Origin of the sequence: Pseudomonas sp. Root569 (assembly GCF_001427465.1) — a bacterium.
In the GTDB taxonomy this organism is placed as follows: Bacteria; Pseudomonadota; Gammaproteobacteria; order Pseudomonadales; family Pseudomonadaceae; genus Aquipseudomonas; species Aquipseudomonas synxantha.
Window position 1 is genome coordinate 371,009 of record NZ_LMGQ01000012.1, and the last position, 18,416, is coordinate 389,424.

Annotated in this window: 17 protein-coding genes and 1 pseudogene; all 18 read right to left on the reverse strand. The window is 63.4% G+C overall.

Annotated elements, in window-relative coordinates; all coding sequences use genetic code 11:
• Window positions 1-5: 5 nt before the first annotated feature.
• Window positions 6-1,589, reverse strand: coding sequence for a flavin monoamine oxidase family protein (locus tag ASD70_RS13350; protein ID WP_056846686.1), 1,584 nt, complete (start codon window positions 1,587-1,589; stop codon window positions 6-8).
• Window positions 1,590-1,601: 12 nt separating this feature from the next.
• Window positions 1,602-2,525 carry an ABC transporter substrate-binding protein gene (locus ASD70_RS13355; RefSeq protein WP_056846687.1) on the reverse strand — a complete coding sequence of 308 codons (924 nt, stop codon included), beginning with the start codon at window positions 2,523-2,525 and terminating at the stop codon, window positions 1,602-1,604.
• A 17-nt stretch (window positions 2,526-2,542) separates the two neighbouring features.
• The gene (locus tag ASD70_RS13360; RefSeq protein ID WP_056846688.1) at window positions 2,543-3,316 is read right to left on the reverse strand and encodes an amino acid ABC transporter ATP-binding protein; all 774 of its coding nucleotides are present in this window, start codon (window positions 3,314-3,316) and stop codon (window positions 2,543-2,545) included.
• A complete protein-coding gene (locus tag ASD70_RS13365; protein WP_056846689.1) occupies window positions 3,309-4,280 on the reverse strand; it encodes an amino acid ABC transporter permease in 972 nt (323 codons plus the stop codon). Before ASD70_RS13365 ends, ASD70_RS13360 begins: the two co-directional genes overlap by 8 nt.
• A 19-nt stretch (window positions 4,281-4,299) precedes the next feature.
• Window positions 4,300-6,693 carry a TonB-dependent receptor plug domain-containing protein gene (locus ASD70_RS13370; RefSeq protein WP_056846738.1) on the reverse strand — a complete coding sequence of 798 codons (2,394 nt, stop codon included), beginning with the start codon at window positions 6,691-6,693 and terminating at the stop codon, window positions 4,300-4,302.
• Between the two features lie 481 nt (window positions 6,694-7,174).
• Entirely contained in the window at window positions 7,175-9,301 is a 2,127-nt protein-coding gene (gene gspD / locus ASD70_RS13375; RefSeq protein WP_056846690.1) for a type II secretion system secretin GspD, read from the reverse strand.
• Window positions 9,302-9,306: 5 nt separating this feature from the next.
• Window positions 9,307-9,807 (reverse strand): hypothetical protein, encoded by a 501-nt coding sequence (locus tag ASD70_RS13380; RefSeq protein WP_056846691.1) that lies wholly within the window; start codon window positions 9,805-9,807, stop codon window positions 9,307-9,309.
• Window positions 9,804-10,406, reverse strand: a complete 603-nt coding sequence (gspM, locus tag ASD70_RS13385; RefSeq protein ID WP_056846692.1) for a type II secretion system protein GspM — start codon at window positions 10,404-10,406, stop codon at window positions 9,804-9,806. Before gspM ends, ASD70_RS13380 begins: the two co-directional genes overlap by 4 nt.
• Window positions 10,381-11,373, reverse strand: a complete 993-nt coding sequence (locus ASD70_RS13390) for a PilN domain-containing protein (protein WP_046068833.1) — start codon at window positions 11,371-11,373, stop codon at window positions 10,381-10,383. Before ASD70_RS13390 ends, gspM begins: the two co-directional genes overlap by 26 nt.
• Complete coding sequence (locus ASD70_RS13395; protein ID WP_046068834.1) at window positions 11,370-12,071, reverse strand: general secretion pathway protein GspK; 702 nt, start codon at window positions 12,069-12,071, stop codon at window positions 11,370-11,372. The genes ASD70_RS13390 and ASD70_RS13395 overlap by 4 nt, the downstream gene beginning before the upstream one ends.
• The gene (locus ASD70_RS13400) at window positions 12,068-12,676 is read right to left on the reverse strand and encodes a prepilin-type N-terminal cleavage/methylation domain-containing protein (RefSeq protein WP_046068835.1); all 609 of its coding nucleotides are present in this window, start codon (window positions 12,674-12,676) and stop codon (window positions 12,068-12,070) included. Before ASD70_RS13400 ends, ASD70_RS13395 begins: the two co-directional genes overlap by 4 nt.
• Window positions 12,673-13,005: a prepilin-type N-terminal cleavage/methylation domain-containing protein gene (locus ASD70_RS13405; protein WP_046068836.1), complete on the reverse strand. Its 333-nt coding sequence runs from the start codon at window positions 13,003-13,005 to the stop codon at window positions 12,673-12,675. Before ASD70_RS13405 ends, ASD70_RS13400 begins: the two co-directional genes overlap by 4 nt.
• Window positions 13,002-13,427 (reverse strand): GspH/FimT family pseudopilin, encoded by a 426-nt coding sequence (locus tag ASD70_RS13410; RefSeq protein WP_046068837.1) that lies wholly within the window; start codon window positions 13,425-13,427, stop codon window positions 13,002-13,004. Before ASD70_RS13410 ends, ASD70_RS13405 begins: the two co-directional genes overlap by 4 nt.
• 7 nt (window positions 13,428-13,434) lie before the next feature.
• The gene (gspG, locus tag ASD70_RS13415; protein WP_108240670.1) at window positions 13,435-13,845 is read right to left on the reverse strand and encodes a type II secretion system major pseudopilin GspG; all 411 of its coding nucleotides are present in this window, start codon (window positions 13,843-13,845) and stop codon (window positions 13,435-13,437) included.
• 20 nt (window positions 13,846-13,865) lie between these two features.
• Window positions 13,866-15,062 (reverse strand): type II secretion system inner membrane protein GspF, encoded by a 1,197-nt coding sequence (gene gspF, locus ASD70_RS13420; protein ID WP_056846693.1) that lies wholly within the window; start codon window positions 15,060-15,062, stop codon window positions 13,866-13,868.
• On the reverse strand, window positions 15,059-16,756 hold the full coding sequence (gspE, locus tag ASD70_RS13425; RefSeq protein WP_046072508.1) for a type II secretion system ATPase GspE: 1,698 nt from the start codon (window positions 16,754-16,756) through the stop codon (window positions 15,059-15,061). The genes gspF and gspE overlap by 4 nt, the downstream gene beginning before the upstream one ends.
• Window positions 16,757-17,172: 416 nt before the next feature.
• Window positions 17,173-17,865 carry an aquaporin Z gene (gene aqpZ / locus ASD70_RS13430; protein WP_056846694.1) on the reverse strand — a complete coding sequence of 231 codons (693 nt, stop codon included), beginning with the start codon at window positions 17,863-17,865 and terminating at the stop codon, window positions 17,173-17,175.
• A gap of 86 nt (window positions 17,866-17,951) precedes the next feature.
• Window positions 17,952-18,306 (reverse strand): annotated as a pseudogene (locus ASD70_RS28350) (MFS transporter); the annotation flags it as partial.
• Window positions 18,307-18,416: the final 110 nt, after the last annotated feature.

The following is an 18,416-nucleotide window of genomic DNA, read 5'->3' on the forward strand; positions in this document are numbered from 1 at the left end:
ACTCCTTAGGAAGCGGCCACGGCCGCGGTCTGCCGTTGTTGGATGACGCGCTCGGCCAGTTGCGCGACCACATGGCGCGCTGAGTTGGCGGCTGACTCCTGCCAGATCCCCACGCCGCTTTGCACCAGGCCGTCTCCTGCGAAGTACACGCGGCCGTGGGGGCGTTCGAGCAAGGCGCTGGCCTCGGCCGGGAAGTGCTCGCGTTTCAGCCATGGGCCTTCGCTGTAGGGGATCTGTTCCCAGGACACCGCCAGCGGATTACGCAGGTGCTTGGAATAACCCGGATGCAGGAGCTCCACGGCCTCCCTCGAAGTGGCGTACTGCTTATCGAGAGGCTGTGCGCCAAACGCGTCGGCGCCCTCCCCCGTCACGTATCCAGCCACCAGCACACCATCGCGGGTGTTGAGGTCGTTGCTGGGATACCAGAGCAGGCGCGCTGGGTGTTCGATCCACGACAGGCCGCCGTAGGTGCGGTAATCGGTTTCCCAGAAGCGCGGGGATTGCCACGCCACCTTGGTCGCCTGATCGCTGCGGGTGCTACGCAACGCGGCCTTGATCGGGTCGCTGAAATCCGTATCGAGTTTGGCCAGCAATGGCAGCGGCAAGGTCGAGATCAAGTAATCGGCGCGCACCACCTGTTCACGGCCGCTGTGCTGGTCGTGATAGGTCACCGCCACGCCGTCCTCCAATTGGCGGATCTGCCGCACCCGGGCGCCCAGTTGCACCTGCTCATGCACGCGCCGGTAGAAGGCATCGGTGATACGGTCCATACCGCCCACCGGCTGGAACATGGTGGCGGAGAATTCCGGAAACTCGGTGTGCAGCAAGGCGCCCCAGAGTTCCGGGTGCAGCAAGCGCTCCAACCCTAGCGGGCTACAGCGGGCGGGCAAGGCGCCAGGGTGGGCGGCGGATTCCAGGTGCCCCGAACGCAGGGTGCCCTCGAAGGCCAGCTCCTGGGACAGGTCGCCATACACCTGCAGGAAACCCAGCAAGCGCGTGCGCTCTTCGCTCCTCAGTACATCATCGAGGGCGTCACGCTGCACCGCCTTGGCCAACAACCCGGACAGGTGCCCACGGGTATCGTTGAGCGCCTGGCCGAGGCTGAACGCCGGTTGGCTGAGGTCCGGCCGCACCTGGGCGCCATGGCTGCTGTTGACCAGCACTTCCAGGGGCACGCCCAGCTCGCTGCAATAGTCGAGGATCGTGCGGTGTTGGCTGGGAATGCGCGCAGGACCGGCGTTGAAATACTGGCCCGGATCAAACCCCACGGTCTGCGAGCGGCCATCCTTGTAGTCCACGCGGTCACCGTTGCGCAGGGTCCAGGTGCGGCCCCCAACGCGCTCTCGGGCTTCGAGCACTTGTACGTTGAAGCCGGCGCGGCTCAGCTCCAGTGCCGTGACCAGCCCGGCAATCCCGGCGCCCAGCACCAGCACACGGGTGCCCTGCCCCAGGCCGTCGTTGAGTTTCAGCGGTTGCGGCCGGCGGTGTGAGGATGGGCCCAGGCCCAAGACCGCCAATGCGTCCTTGACGGCCTTTTCACCGCCCACCGCAGCAATGCTCGACAACGCTTCACGTCGTGTCAGTCCCATGTGCAAACCTCCTTAATCCGGCAGCCCGGACGGGTTGATCAGCGACTGGTCGACCCGTTCCACATCCAGGCCCCAGCGCTGCAAGACCTGTTCGTATTGGCCACCGGCAATCGCGCCTTGCAAGGCGGTGTGGATCGGCTGGACCAGGCCATTGTCCTTGCGCGTGGTCACGGCGATATCGGCCTGCAGCGGCCAGCCACCGTTGACGGTGCCGACGCGCTTGATACCGCCGGTGATTGCCGCCGAATAGGCGTACACCGAGTTCGGCCCGAACAGCGCATCACTGCGCCCTGACTGCACCGCCAGTTGCGCGGCGGCCTGGTCATCGAAGTACTGCAACAGTGCAGGCTTGAGGCCGGCTTTTTCATTGGCCTCGTTCCAGGCCAGCAGGACCTTTTCCTGGTTGGTGCCGGAGCCGACGATGATCTTCAGCCCGGCAATGTCCGCTGCCTGCTTGATCTCAGTGATCTTGCTGGTGCTCTTGACGTAAAAGCCGAGCACATCCTGGCGGTAGGTGGCGAAATCAAAGCGCTTTTTGCGTGCCTCGGTGACGGTGACGTTGCTGATCACCACGTCGTATTTGCCCGAGCTGACGCCCAGGGGCCAATCCTCCCAACTGGTCTGCACCACGTTGAGTTGCAGGCCGAGGCTGTCGGCGATCAATTGCGCGGTGTCAGCTTCGCTGCCGATGGTGGTCTTGTCGTCACTGGCGAGCAGCGCCAGCGGCGGCCCGGCCACGCCGGACACGGCCACGGTGAACTTGCCCGGCTGGGCGAACTTGAACCCCGGCGGGATCTGCGCGATGGCCGCTTCATTGCGCGGCACATGGATGCGCGGGCGGTCGGGGCTCAGATCAACCTGTTGCACGGCGAAGGCGTATTGCGTGGTGCTGGCGGCAAGCGCCAACAAGGCCACGCGGGTGGTACGGATGAACATGACAGTCACTCCTTGAACTAAAGCACCTTGCCGAGAAAGGCCTGGGTACGGGGATGGCGGGGTCGGCGGAAGATCTGTTCGGGCGGGCCTTCTTCGATCAACTGGCCGTCGCAGAGAAACACCACGTGGTCGGCAACTTCGCGGGCAAAGCCGATCTCGTGGGTGACGATCACCAGGGTCACGCCCAGCCGGGTCAGGCCCTTGATCACGTCCAGCACCTCGCCCACCAGCTCAGGATCGAGGGCCGAGGTGGGCTCGTCGAACAGCAGCACCTTGGGGTCCAGCGCCAGGGCGCGGGCAATGGCGACGCGCTGTTGTTGCCCACCGGAGAGCTGGCGCGGGTAGGCGTCGGCCTTGTCCGCCAGGCCGACCTTGGCCAGCAACTCGGCAGCCTTGAAGTGGGCTTGGGCCTTGCTCCAGCGCTTGTGGGCCAACGGCGCTTCGGCGATGTTTTCCCAGGCGGTCAGGTGCGGGAACAGGTTGAAGTTCTGGAACACAAAACCCACGTCGATGCGGCGCTTGAGGATCTCGCGTTCCTTGAGTTCGAACAGCAGGTCACCCTTGCGCCGATAGCCGACGTATTCACCATCGATGGTGATATGCCCACTATCGATCTTCTCCAGGTGGTTGATGGTGCGCAGCAGGGTGGACTTGCCCGAGCCGGACGGCCCGAGGATCACCGTGACCTTGCCGGGGTCGATGGTCAGGTCGATGTTATCGAGCACCTGCTGATTGCCAAAGCGCTTGCCCACGCCCTGGATCTGAATGCGCCCGGCGCGTGCTTCAGCCATGGGCCTTCTCCTTGAACCAGCGGCGCAGGCGCTGCAACGGCGTCGGCGGCAGCACCCGGGCGGTGCCGCGGGCAAAGTGGCGTTCGACGTAGTACTGGGCGCTGGTGAGCACGGTAGTAATGATCAGGTACCAGACGGTGGCGACGATCAGCAGCGGAATTACCGCCTGGGTGCGGTTGTAGATGACCTGCACGGTGTAGAACAGCTCGGGCAAGGCCAGCACGTAGACGATGGAGGTGCCCTTGACCAGGCCGATGATTTCGTTGAACCCCGACGGCAGGATCGAGCGCAGCGCCTGGGGCAGGATGATGCGGAAGATACGCCGCGAGGCCGGCAACCCAAGGGCGGCCGCCGCTTCGTGCTGGCCGGCTTCCACACCGATCAGGCCACCGCGGATGATCTCCGCCGCGTAGGCCGCCTGCATCAGGCTCAAGCCCAGCACCGCCACGGTGAATTGGCTGAGCACATCCACCGTCGACCATTCGGCGAACACCAGGTCGGTGAACGGCACCCCGAGCACGATGTGGTCATACAGGTAGGCAAAGTTGTAGAGAATGATCAGCACCAGCAGCGCCGGCATCGAGCGGAAAAACCAGATATAGCCCCAGGCCAATGCGGCCAGCAACGGCGAACCCGACAGCCGCGCCAGGGCCAGCGCCGTGCCAAGAATGACGCTGAACACAGTGCTCAGCAGGGTCAGCAACAGCGTCTGCCCCAGCCCGCGCAGCACTGACGGCGAGAAGAACCACTGGCTGAATACGCCCCACTCCCAGCGCGGGTTGGTGGCCAGGGAATGCACGATGGCGAGCAGCACCAGCGAGGCGAAGATCGACCCGGCCCAGCGCCAGGGATGTCGGGCGGGTACTACTTGCAGAGCCTTGATCGGCGTCGAGATACGGCGCTGGCGCAGCGGTTGGGCGCTGATCTCATCGAGCAGGTCGTAGGGTTTGGCGACAATGGGCATGTGCTATTCCTCGCAGGCCTTAGAAGGCGTAAGTCAGCCGGGTGTAGTAGTACCCGCCGGTAAAACCGTAGGGCGAATAGGTGCCGTAGCTGGCGACCATGGTGCTGCTCGGCACCCCTTGTTTCTTGGGGTATTGGTCGAACAGGTTCTTGGCACCAATGGCTACGTTGAGGTCTTTGGTGAGGTTGTAGCCAAGGTCGAGGTCGGTGATCCATTTGGCGCTGTAGACCCGGTCCAGGTCGCGGTTGGCCGATGAATTGACTTCCTTGTAGGAACCGTAGCGGGTCAGGGCCAGGTTGAGGTTCAAGCGCCCGATGCTCCAGTCGCCGCCGAGGATCAGCTTGGTAGTGGGCTGCACGCCGGTGATCAGGTTGCGGGCCTCGCGGTCCATCAGATCAAAGGAGGTGCCGAGGATGTTGGTGGATTGCTTGTAATTGAGAATCCTGGTCTGGTTCCAGTTGAACGCGGCGGTCCATTTCAGGGCGCCGAACGGGCCCAGGTCCTGGTTGTAGCTGCTGACCAGGTCCAGGCCCTTGGTGCGGGTATCGGCGCCGTTGATAAAGTACTGGCCGCCGGAGGTGGAGTTGACGCCATTGTTCTGCAGCACCTGGGTGACTTGCGGGCCGAGCAAGGTGCCGGTGAGGGTGATGCGGTCGCGCAGGTTGATCACGTAGGCATCGGCGGTGAAGCTCAGGCGGTCGGTGGGAGTCAGGGTCAAGCCGAGGCTGAAATTGGTCGAGCGCTCGGGCTTGAGTTCTTCGGCGCCCAACGCCTTGGCCGCCGCCGAACCCACTGGCAGCACGCCGTAGTTGATCGACTGGTACACACCGTCCACCACGCCATAGGTGGTGGAGCGCGCACTGAACAAACTGTTGGCCAGGGACGGCGCACGAAAGCCATTACTCACCGTGGCACGCACCGCGAACTGCGGCGTGAAGTCGTAACGGGTGGTCAACTTGCCGCTGCGGGTAGCGCCCACGCCTTGGTTGTAATGCTCATAGCGCAGGGCGGTGCCGACGTACCAATCCGGCAAGGGGTTGAAGCCCACGTCCACATAACTGGCCAGGCTGTTGCGAGAAGCGCTGCTTTCTTCCTGCGGGGAAATGCCGTTGGTGACCTGGGCCCCTGACGAGGCACAGTTACCCGGCGCCACGCAGTAGCCGCCGTTGGCATAAGACCCGTAGTCACCGGCCTGCACCTCATAGGTGTCGCGCCGATGCTCGAAGCCATAGGACAGATCCAAGGGCTTCTGCAGGCCGATATCAAAGCCGCGCTTGAAGTCCAGGTTGGTGGTCAACTCGGTGGAAATCCAGGTGCCGGACGTGAAGCTGTTCGGCGTGGCCTCGCCCAGGGACGGGTTCTGGTTGTGGGTGGTGCCCTGCTCCGCCTCGTTACGCCCGTAGGTGGTGGACAGGTCCCAGTCCCACTCGCCCACGCTGCCCTTGCCACCGAACGCCGCCTGGAAATCGTCCTCGTCGATGTACCAGGTCGGGGTGTACCCGGCCGGGTAGCCGTTGGGGCCAGTGGTGATGGTGTTGGTGATGGTCGGCAGGCGGAAGTTCTGGCCCTGCTCGGCCTTGCGTCGCGAGTAGGTGGTGAAGGAGTACAGGCTGAAACTGTCGTCAATCGGCAGCTCGGCGTTGTAGCCCAGGGTCAGCAGGTTGGTCTTGGGCGTGCCGTAGCCACCGTAGGTGGACTTGCCTGCCAGGTCATAGGCTTGTTCATAGCTATAGCCGTTGGCGCTGGCCTTGTTGTCGTCGTTCTGGCTGCGCGCATCCAGGGCCAGCTGCACGATGCCGCCATTGCCGATCTCGAAGCCCTTGTTGAGGCTTTGTTGCACGGTCTGCTTCTTGCCGTCATAGCCAAGCCCCGCGTTCGTTACCGAGGTGCCGCTGGCGTCGGCCTTGAGGATCACGTTGATCACCCCGGCGATGGCATCGGAACCGTACTGGGCGGCGGCGCCATCGCGCAACACTTCCACATGGTCGATGGCGCTGATGGGAATCAGGTCCAGGTCGGCCGGTGCCGCACCGGTGTTGATACCGTTGATATTCAGGGTGGCGCTGGTATGGCGGCGCTTGCCGTTGACCAGCACCAGCACTTCGGCGGCGCTCAAACCACGCAGGTTCGGCGCCCGGGCGATGCCACTGGCGTCCCAGCCGGTTTTTTCCGGCAGGGTCAGCGATGGGATCACCGCGCTCAATGCTTCCATCAACCCGGGCTTGCCGGTGCTTTGCAATTGCTTGGCGCTGACCACATCAATGGGCACCGGGCTGCTGGTGACCGTGCGCTGCTCGGCGCCACGGTTACCGGTGACCACGACGGTGGAGAGTGTGCTGTCGTCCTGGGCCTGTGTCGCTGCGGCCAGCAGGGTCAACGCCAGGGCGGTGGTGGGTTGTAGAACGTGCTTCATATCCATTCCCAGCTTGTCCAAATCGCGAAGTCGGGCAGGCACGCTGCTTGGTGCGGCGTGGCCGGCGTTCCAGGGGTTGGCGCGGTTTGGGCTAGGTGTGGGGCAAGCGCGGGGTGTGAGGTGGCAACATACGTTGAGCTCCCGTCCAACGATTCTGCTGCGACGGGATTACCCGGTCAGGCGCGCAGAATCTGAATCACGCTGGGTACCATCCGAGGTCAGGGGTAGGCTGTTGAACTCAAACATAACGGAATGAATTTTAAAAATATAATGCTGTTTTGGTATAAGCTAATATTCTCTAATTTCATTATTTATAAATATCTTTATTCATAAAAATGATTATTTTTTAATTTGAACGTGCGCATACCCTTGTGGAAGGGGGCTTGCCTCCGATGGCGTTGGGTCAGTCACAGATGTGCTCACTAACACTCCCTCATCGGGGGCAAGCCCCCTTCCACATTCGTACTCGGTGCAGCCGGAATTATTGAGCGGGCCGCAACAGCTGCATCTGCTGGCGATAGTCATCCGTCACCTGCCGCGCCTGGCTACTGCTGGTAATTACCCGAGGCGTGATCAACACGATCAGCTCCGTACGGTCCTTGGACTTGCTGGTATTGCCAAACAACCAACGCAACCCGGGGATCTTGCCCAGGTAAGGCACGGCACTGACACTCTCAGCGTTGTCTTGCTTGATCAACCCGCCGAGCAACACCGTCTGCCCACTCTGCACCGCCACCTGGGTGGACACCGAGCGTGTGGAAATCCGCGGATTCACCGGTGTGTCGCTATTACCCACCTGATTCTCGGCATCGCTGACCTGCTGCTGGATATCCATGTACACCAGGCCGCCCGGGTTAATGCGCGGCACCACGTCCAGAATCACCCCGGTCTGCACATATTCGACACTGCTCAGGGTGGTGTCAGCGTCACCGGTATTGACGGTGGTCTGGCTGATGGGAATGTTGTCGCCCACCTGGATCTGCGCCGGCTGGTTGTTCATCACCACCAGCGACGGCGCCGACAGCACCTGGGTACGGCCGTTGGTTTCCAGGGCGTGCAGGGCCACTTGCAGATTGGAGCTGACAAAAGAGTAGAACAACGAGTCCGCCGCCCCCAGCCCTGCCCCACCACCGCCCAGTGCGCCCTGGCTGCCGGAGGCATTGGCCACCGTGGTGCTGGTGGAATTGCCGGCCAGGCGGCCGAGGTACCACTGCACGCCCAGGTCCAGTTCACCGGTGAGCTTGACCTCGAGGATGCGGGTCTCGATCTGCACTTGCAGCGGCGGATTGTCCAGGCGCTTGATCGCCGCTTCGATCTCTTTCCACTGCGCCGGGCGGGTGCGCACCAGCAGCTGGTTGCTGCTCTTTTGCGCGGTGATGCGGGTGCCGGCCTCGAGGTCGCTGGTGGGGGCCGCCGGGGTGTTCTCGCCGCTCTGCGGCTCGGGCTCTTCGGGGGCTGGCACAGGAGTGTTGGCTTGCAAACCGGCGCTGGTGGACGATGACAATGTAGTCGTACGCAAGCCCGGGGCGACCTTGGCGGGCGTGTCGTCCTTGATCGCGCCGTTGCCGTAGATCTGCCGCAGGTACTTGGCCAGGTCGGCGGCCTTCATATTGCGCACGTCGTACACATACATCTGCGGCTCGTTGCCGCCGCCCTCGTCGATGGTGCGAATCCAGTCGCCCACCTCGCTGAGGTACTCGGGCTGGGAAGAGATCGCCACCACCGAATTGGTGCGCTCGACCGGCAGGAAGCGCAGCATGCCCGCCAGGGGCGTGCCGCTGTCGGCACCGAACATGGCTTGCAACTCGGGCATCAGTTCGGCCACCGAGGCACGTTGCAGGCCGAAGACCGCCACCGACATGCCCTTGAGCCAGTCGACGTCGAAGGTGTCGATGGTGTCCTGGTAGTTGGCCAACTCTTCCGGGGTGCCGGCCAGGCTCAGTACATTGCGTGCCGGGTCGATCAACAGAAAGGCGTTCTCTCGGGCAAACGGCTTGAGCAGTTTCTGCATCTCGGTGGCGGAGATATAGCGCAGCGGGAACAGCCGCGCCGAGAGGCCGCTGGACGGTTGCGCCACGCGCATCTGCGGCACCAGCTTGCCCGCCACCGCCTGGTTGGCCGGCAGGATCACGTAGCGGTTGCCCTGCTTGATCATCGCGTTGTCGGTCCACGACAGCAGCGTCTCGAGAATCGACAGCGCCTGTTGCTTGTCCACCGGTTTGGAGGTGGAGAAGCTGACATTGCCCTTCACCCCCTCGGCGATGCTGTAGTTCTCGTGCAGCAGGTCGCCCATCACGCTATTGATTACCGCCTCGATGGGCTGGTCGGCGAAGTTGAACACGATGTCGCCGCCCTGCTCCGGTACTTTCGCGGGCGCGGTGGGCTGGCGCACGAAGCCTTGATTGCCGCGAATCAACTGGCGTTGCGGCGGTGCCGGGGTGGCCGGCTGCGGGTTTTCAGCCACGGGCGACTCGGGCGGCGGGCGTTGCGAGCCGGTGCCCTGCAGTGCTTCGTGCAGCAGGTCGGCGTCCGGGTCGAGGGTATCGGGCAACGATCCACAGCCGCCCAGGGAGACGGCAGTGGCCAGGCAAAACAGCGAAGTGCGCATATCGATCAAGGGAGGGGCTCGCGGGGATGGGAAATCAGGGGTAACCGTTTGCCGTAGAGGCTCAGGGTCTGGGTGCGCCCGTCCAGGGCGAAACGGGCGTATTGCGGGGTCAGGTGTTCCAGGCGCCAGCCGTTGGGCAGGGTCTGGCCGAGGCGTACCGTCAGCGCCGGGCCATCGGCTTGCTTGATCATGGCCATTTGCAGGTTGCCGGTGATCATGATGCCGCTGAGGGTCAGGTTGGCCAGGCTTGCCACTCGCACCTTGCCCACCACCCGGTCCGGGCGGCGGTCCGGGCTGAACAGCGGTGCTTGCCAGGTGGCAGCCAGATCCTGCAACGCCAGCGCAGGAGCGGCTTGCACACTGACGGAGGGCTGCGCAGACACCGGCGCTGCAGGCAGCCACTGCGGTTCATCGCCGATGCTGCTGAGGATCACCGCCATCAACAGACCTAATAAGCCGGCCAGGCCGAGCAAGCTCCATTCCAATGGGCGCAGTGAGCCGATCATTGCACCACCCGCGCAGGTTGCAGGTAACCACGCACCAGCAGCTGCACCGCCAGCTTGCCCGCCCCGCCAGTGGACGGCGCCTGTTTGCTGCGGCGAATGCGCAGCTCATCGACAAACAGAAACGGCGGCTGATATTCCAGCGCATGCAGGATCGCGGTCAGCGGTTCGATGGCGCAGTTGAGCGTGAGGCTGACCTTGACCTGGCGGTAAGGCTCGCTGTCATCCTGTTCGGCAGTGATGGGTTTGCGTTGGGTCAGGGTGCAGCCGCCGCCAAGGTTGGCGTGGCTGTTGATCAGGTCGGCGAGGCGCTGCATCAGGTCGGCAGCGACCACATCGGGATCATCGCCGGGCAACAGACTGGCGCTGCTGGCCGGGTCTTGCCGCGCCCGCTCAAGCTGCTCGCGCAACGCATCGCCCTGGCGCAATACGCTGGCGTAGCGTTGCTGCTGTTCACGCAATTGTTCGGCTTGTTCGCCCATGGCCCGCAGCGGCCCGGCAAACCAGCTGTCGATCAACAGCCAATAGGCCGCACCGAGCACCACGCCGAGAATCAACAAGGCCCCGCCGCGACGTTCACGGGGTGTGAGGGGTCGGCGCATCGGCGGCCTCCTGGCGTAAGTGGGCGCGCAAGGCAAACTGGTCCTTGCCGGTGCGCGCATCGGGTTGAATGACCCCTTCGAACTGGGCATTTTCCAGGCGCCGGCAGCCTTTGATGCGGGTGATCAGGCCACTGGCCTTGGCACTCTGGCCGGAGAACGTCACCTCACCCTCCTTGACGGCCAACTGGTCAAGCCAAGTGTCGGCGGGCAGGCAGGTGGTCAAGTCATTCAGCAGCGCGGCCAGGGGCGGTTGTGCCAGTTTGCGCTGGGAGAGGTACTGTGCTGCGCCGCGGGTATTGAGCAGTTGCTGGCGTACCGCGTGCACCTGGGCGACTTGGGCTTTTTGCTGCTGTACCGTGGCGTGCATGGTGTCGAGTACGCGCTGGCGGTCGTTGAGCCACAGCAGCATCGCAGCGATCAGCAAGGCGCCGCATAACCACGGCAAGCTGCGCTGCAACTGCTTTCCGGCTGGCCGTTGGCGCGGGCGCAGCGGCGCGGGCAGCAGGTCGATACCCAGGCCCGCTACGTCCACGCGGTGCGGATGCAAGCCAAGGGCGGCGCAGTCACTAAGGATCTGGTCCAGGCGCTCGCGCAGGATCGCCACCAGTGTTACCTCAAGGTGACTGGACGTGCGCCGCTCCTGGCGAGCCACGAAGTACAGCTGCTCGGCGTCGAACGGGGTGTAGCGGTCCAGTTCATAGCCGACCACCTCCGTGAGGTTGCGCGCGGCAGCCAGGGGCAGTTGCACGCGTTGCTGCAACACCGTGTCGTGGGCGAGCATCAGCACCTGGCGTGCATTGCCCGGCGCGACCGGCGTCGTCAGCGGCCAATGATGGACCTGCTCAGGTGGCTCTTGCAGGGCCAGCCACTTCGGCACACAGCCGCGCAACTCTGTGAGCCACAGCCGCCAGCCTTGTTGCAACAGGCTGCCGCGCCACTGCCTGGCGATAGGTTCGAGTCGATTCATTCTTGCCACCGCACGACCCGATAGGGCTGTGCGCTGTCCTCCACGGGGCTCAATAAGACGGTGAGTTGCAGGCGCGCCTGATAGCCGCCGGGGCGTTCGGCGCGGCTGTCGATTTCCAGCACCTGGCCAGGGTCGACGCCCTCGGCGTTTTGGCGCGGCAGGTTCAGTGCCTTGCGCATCAAGGCGCTGGCGAATGCCGGATCGGGTCGGTCCAGGTCGCTCCACAAGGTGAGTTCCGGCAACAGTTGGCTGTAGAGCGCCTGGGTCATACCGGGCAGTTGACGTACTTCTTCCAGCACCCGAAACGGTGCCTGGCCCTGTTTACGACGAGCCTCGAGGGCCTTGACCAATTGTTGGGCCTGGGCCGGTGTGGCACCGCAGGCCAGGGCCAAGCGCAGCAGGTCATCGGTATGGGCGTTGACCAGGTACAGCTTGCCGCGCTCACTGCGCAGGCGTACCTGTAGGCGGGCATCATCGAAGGTCAGCGCGATAGCACGACCATCCGCCACCCAATGCCCATCGGCCATGACCTGAGCGATCCCGGCTTCGGCAGCCAGCAGCGTCTGAGTGTGCTGGCGATGCCACAGCGCCTGGCGACTTTCCAGCTGTACCCAACCCACCAGACCGCCAAGCAACACGCTGAGCAAGGCCAGCACCCACAGCACCAGCAACAGCGCCGCACCGCGTTGGCGCCTCATTCCTCAATACTCGCGCTGGACAGGTTCAGGCGCAGGGCAATCACCTGGGTCACCCACGGCACCGGCCCGTTGACGCTGGCGTCGATGCGCACCGCAGCGGGCAATCGCTTGGGCCAGGGCCATGTGCTCAACCAGCCGGTGGGCTGGCCCAATGGCGAGACACCACGAAAACTGAATCGCAGCGCCTCGACGTTATGCAGCAGCACCTGGGGATCGTCGCGCAGGGGAAGTTTGTGCGATTCCGGCTGCGAGAACGCCACCTGCAGATCCTGCTCGACCCGCTGCAGGGTAAAGCGCTGGATGCCACCGCCGAGCACACCGGGCAAGGTCGACACAAACTGCAAGCGCTCTGGCGTCGCGATAAAAAACCCATCGGCCTGGCTGTCGTCCTCAGTCACATCCAACGGCAGCGCCTCGCTGATGGCAGTGCGCAAGAACTGTTGGGCGGCGCGCATTTCATCCAGGCTGGCGGTGTAGCCCTGGGCCTTGGCCACCGCCCGGTTGGCCCCTAGCAACGCACCGCCCACCAGCAGCACCAATACCGAGAGCAGGCTGAGCACCACGAGGATCTCCAGCAAGGTGAAGCCCTGCTCGCGGCGCTTCACTGGCGTGCCTTCAAGGTGCTGAAACGGGCCTGGTGCGAGCCTTCGCGCAGGCTCAGGTCGAGGCGAAACAGACGGGGTTGTTGTCGCGTGCTGGTCAACTGCCAATGGATGCCATCGAGTTCGCCCTGGCGGGTGCCCTCGGTCAGCGGGCCGGCCGCTTCCTGGTCGAGCACCGTGAGCGCGGCATGGGTGAGGCGGTCGCTGTGGGCCACTTGCGACAACGAGCGCGCACTCTGGCCGAAGGCAACCAGCAACACACTGCTGCACACCGCCATTAACGTCAGGGCGGCGAGCATTTCCAGCAAGGTAAAGCCGGCCTGCTGCTTCATGGCAGCGCCTTGGACTGCACGCTGCCCGTGAGCCAGCCAATGTCGATACGCCAACGCCGCGTGCCGTTGGCCAGCAACAGGTTGCCGCCGGTGGAGCTGCCATCGGGGTAGAACACCACGGCGGCGCCCGCCGCCTCGGCACTGTGCAACGTCACCTGCAACTGGGCCGGCCAGTGTAGCGGCGCACGCCCTGGGGCCTGGAAAGTCAGGCCCTGGAGGTCGAACTCGGTGCGTGCCGCCTGGCCGCTGATAATCGCCCCCGCCCGCGTGGTGCGCAGTGCCTCGACCATCTGCCCGACCACCCGGCGCTCCTGGGCCACCTGCAGCCCCTGGCGCACTCCGAACGCCAGCAACCCGGCTGCAACGCCGATCAATACAAGCACCACCAGCATCTCCAGCAGGGTAAAGCCGCGCTGGGTCATGGGCGGGTTATTCCCAGTTGCCCAGGTCGGCACTGTAGCCCTCACCGCCGGGCTGGCCGTCCTGGCCGTAGAAGACCAGGTCGAAGGCGCCGTGCTCACCGGGGAAGCGATAGCCGAAGCCATGGCCGAAAGGGTCTTTCAATTCCGAAGGCTTGGCATAGGGGCCAGCCCAGCTGGACGCATTGGCCGGTTTGTCCAGCAGCTGTTGCAGGCTGTTGGGTGGCGCACCCACGTCCAGGGCGTAACTGTCGATCTTCATGCTCAAGCTGGCCAGTTGCGCCTTGCCCGCGCCGTATTTGCCTTTGTCCACATTGCCGCCGACCTGGCGCACCACAATGGTCGCAACGATACCCAGCAGCACGATCACCGCGAGCATTTCCAATAGGGTGAAGCCGCGTTGGCGATGCCTGGTTTTCATTGATTCAACTCCATGAAGGTTCATATATGGCTGGTAAGGCTCATCAGCGGCAGCATGATCGCGAGCATGATCACCGCCACCAGCACGGCCATGACCACGGTCAGGGTCGGTACCAGCGCCGCGAGCAGACGCTCGATTGCGCGATTGGCTTCGATGTCAAAGATGTCGGCGACCTTGAGCAGCATGCTGGGCAGTTCACCGGCTTGTTCGCCGACCTCAATCATTTGCAGGGCCAACTCCGGCAGCAGAGGCTGGCTGCCAAATGCATCGGCCAGGGTGCCGCCGCCTTTGACCCGTTGCGCCGCCAGCGCCACTTGCGCCTGCAGTGCACGGTTGCTGCAGACCTGCCGGGCGATGACCAACGCCGGCAGCAACGCCACACCATTGCTGAGCAAGGTGCCGAGGGTGCGTGTCAGGCGGGCAGCTTGTACCCGTTGCTGCAGTGGGCCGATCACGCGCACGCCCAACAGACGACGGTCAAAACGTTCGCGCCGGCCGGGGTCGCGCAGGCGTGCTGCCAGGGTCCATGCACTAATCAACAAGCCGGCCAGCAACACCAGGCCATGGGCGCCCAGAAACTCGCCAAGCCCCAGGATCACCTGGGTAATCAGCGGAATCGGCACGCCCAGATCCTGGAAGATCGGCACGAATTGCGGCACCACATACGCCAGCAACAGCGCCAGCGAACCCAGTACGCCGACCACCAGGAACGCCGGGTAGATCAGTGCGTTGATCACCTCGCCACGCATTAACTGGCTGCGTTCCAGATAATCGCTGAGCTGGCGCAGGGTCGCTTCCAGCGCCCCACCGGCTTCACCGGCGCGCACCATGCTCAGGTACAACGGGGAAAACGTACCGCCCTCTTCCTCCAACGCGACCGACAGCGGCTTGCCGGCCTTGACCTGCTCGCGAATGCGCTCGATCAGCGCACGCACCTGGGGTTGGCCGGGTTGCTTGAGCAGCAGGCCCAGCGAGCGCTCAAGGGGCTGGCCGGCGCCGAGCAACGTGGCCAGCTGCTGGGTGAAACTCACCAGCGCAGTGCCCTTCAATGTTCCACGTGTTTTATGCAACAAGGGGCTGCCAGCCGTTTCGATATGCAGCAGCAACCAGCCACGTTTGTGTATGGCGGCGACGGCGGCGGCCTGGTCAGCGGCGTGCAGCGTACCGCTCTGGGCAACTCCCTGGCTGTCCAGGGCGCGGAACTTGAACAGACTCACGCGTGCTCTCCACGGGTCACGCGCAGTACTTCTTCCAGGGACGTGACGCCAGCGAGTGCCTGGCGCAAACCGTCTTCATACAAGGTGCGCAAACCGCCGCGGCGCGCCGCCTGCTCAAGGGTGGCGGCGTCGGCGTGGCGCATCAGCAGGCTGCGCAATTCGTCGTTCATCACCAGCAATTCGGTGAGCGCGCTACGGCCGTGGTAATCGCCGCGGTAGAGCAGGATCGGGCGCTGCTCGGTCAATCGATCCAGGCCATGTTCCTGGATCAATGCCGGCGGCGCTTCGAAGGCTACCCGCGTGGCCGGGTCCAGGCGCCGCACCAGGCGCTGGGCGAGGATGCCGCTGACGGTGGAGGCAATCAGGTAACTCTCTACGCCCATGTCGAGCAAACGCGTGATGCTCGCAGCAGCGCTGTTGGTGTGCAGGGTTGAAAGGACCAGATGCCCAGTGAGGGAGGACTGCACGGCGATGCGGCAGGTTTCCAGGTCGCGGATTTCGCCGATCATGATCACATCCGGGTCTTGGCGCACGATGGCGCGCAGCACTCCGGCAAAGTCCAGGCCGATGGCCGGCTTGACCTGGATCTGGTTGATCCCTTCGAGCTGGTATTCCACCGGGTCTTCCACGGTGATGATCTTGCGTTCGCTGGTGTTGAGCCGCGACAAGGCGGTGTAGAGCGTGGTGGTTTTGCCCGAACCGGTGGGCCCGGTCACCAGCAGGATGCCGTGGGGCCGTTCGAGCAGGTCGAGGAAGGCCGCCAGGCGCTGGCCGTCAAAGCCCAGGCTGGGGAAGTCGAACTGCACGGTTTGCCGATCCAACAGGCGCATCACCACCGACTCGCCAAAACTGGTAGGCACCGTGGACACGCGCAGGTCCAGTTCCTTGCCCTGGATGCGCAGCATGATGCGCCCGTCCTGGGGCAGGCGCCGTTCGGCAATGTCCAGGCGAGCCATGATTTTCACCCGCGAGATCACCGCCGCCGATGAACTGGCGGGCGGCGCTTCGGCCTCGTGCAGCACGCCGTCGATGCGATAGCGCACCTTGAACTGGTTTTCGAAGGGCTCGATATGGATGTCCGAAGCGCGCTGTTCCACCGCACGTTGCAAGATCAGGTTGACCAGGCGAATCACCGGCGCTTCGGACGCCATGTCCTTGAGGTGCTCGATATCTTCAAGGGCGCCGTCCTGCTCGTCGAGGTTCTCGATCAGGGTGCCCATGGCGGAACGGCCCTGGCCGTAATAGCGCTCGATCAGTGTGTCGACTTCATTGCGCGGGCCGACGGCCAGCCACACCGGCACCTGACAGGCATAGGCCAGGGCCTGGAACGGATACAGCTGCGCCGGGTTGGCGGCCAGTACGCGCAGGCCACCTTCGCTCCAGCCCATGGGCACCACTTGGTAGTGCCGCATAAAGCGCTCGGTCAAGACCGGCAGCGGGTCAAGCAGCGGCGGCGCGGCGTCGGCCAGCAGCAAGGGCGCATTCAGCAGATCGGCCCAGGCACGCGCCAGCTCGACCTCGGAGACCAAGCCCAGGCGCGTCAATAACCCCAGCAGGTCGCGGGGGTCAGTGGATAAGCGCTGGGCGCGCTCCAGGTCGAGGGATTTGAGCCCGGCATGCTGCATCAGCCACGCGCACACCTGGTCGGTGTGCGGGATAGGCAGCTTGCAAGCATCAATGAGGGCTGACGACATCATCTGGGAATATCTAAGATTGCGAAAAGTATGGCTATTTGGAACTACCGAACAATGCCAATAGTTCGCCACAGCCCATACGGGAGTTAGCCGGGGGTATCGACTGGAAGTTATAGCGCTAGTTCCGGATTACGGGGGAATTAAATACAAAACATTGCCAAATGCACTGATATAGAGCGTTAGCAGCCAATAGCCACTAGTTGCAATTAGCCATACTTCTTATTAATTCAGGCACTTCCCGTTCAATTAACCGGCAATGCAAGAAGATCGTGTCGGGCCTGCTGGCTTGGCCCATCAGCGGATGGGTATCTACACAACTTCAGGTGCACCGCAGGCCCCTGTGGGAGGGGCGGTGCGACGATTCGACTTGCTCCCGGTGGCGGCCTGGCAGCCCACCAGGATGTTGGAGTTAGCGACTATTGTTTTGTCGCCAAGGCAAAACGGTGCACGAGGCCACCAGCCACTGCGCCAAGCAAAGGCATCACCCAGAACACCCACAACTGGGCCATCGCCCAATCGCCCTGGAACAGCGCCACACCCGTACTGCGCGCCGGGTTAACCGACGTGTTGCTTACAGGAATACTGATCAGGTGAATCAAGACCAGGGCAAACCCGATGGCCAGCGGCGCAAAACCCGCCGGCGCCTGTTTATCGGTGACGCCCAAGATGATCAGCAGGAAAAACGCCGTGAGCACACACTCGGTGACCGCTACCGACAGCAACGAGAAGCCCCCGGGTGAATGCTCGCCATAACCATTGGTGGCAAACCCCGCCGTTACATCAAACCCGGCCTTGCCGCTGGCGATCAGGTACAACACCCCGGCCGCAGCAATCGCGCCCAGAACCTGAGTGAGGATATAGGGCACCACATCCTTGCCATCAATACGCCCAGCGGCGAGCAAACCCAAGGTGACCGCCGGATTGAAATGCCCGCCGCAAATATGGCCGACGGCGTAGGCCATGGTTAATACCGTCAAGCCAAATGCCAATGCCACGCCTACAAAACCAATGCCCAACTCAGGAAATGCGGCAGCCAACACGGCACTGCCGCAACCACCCAGCACCAACCAGAATGTGCCGAAGAACTCAGCGGCGAGACGTTTTGTCATCAGGAAACTCCTTGAAGTAGGTCAAAGAGTTGGAGCCTAACAACCGGGTATCGGGGTTGGATGTGGGAAATTTCCTTGGCGCATGTCTATGCGGTTTCCAGCGCCACTGAGGTGGTTGCCGCTTTCGGCGCCCTGCCGAGCATGGACACGGGAATGGCCAGGATCAGCCCGCCACTGACGAACAGACACAGGGCCAACACATAGGTGCCATTGTTGATGTTGCCCCGACAGGTTGCCGATGGCGTTGATCATGCCGATACCGGCTGCAGCCGCTACGCCCGACAACAAGGTCCCCGGCAGGGTCCAGAAAATCGGCATCAGGCTGAGAATCCCGGAGGCGGCGACGCTCAGGAAGAGTACGGACAACACCAGGTTGTCGGCGAAGAAGGCGCTGAAGATCAAACCGACCGCCCAGTGATGGTAGCGAAATACGCCGGTCCGAGGATCTTTAACGACCAACCGAAGCAGTCGGCTTTGTTCGCGTGTTAGCGCCAACTAGCGAGCAAAGGGGCGGTTAATCTATTTGCCGCACCGTCGCGTACCTCTGAAAC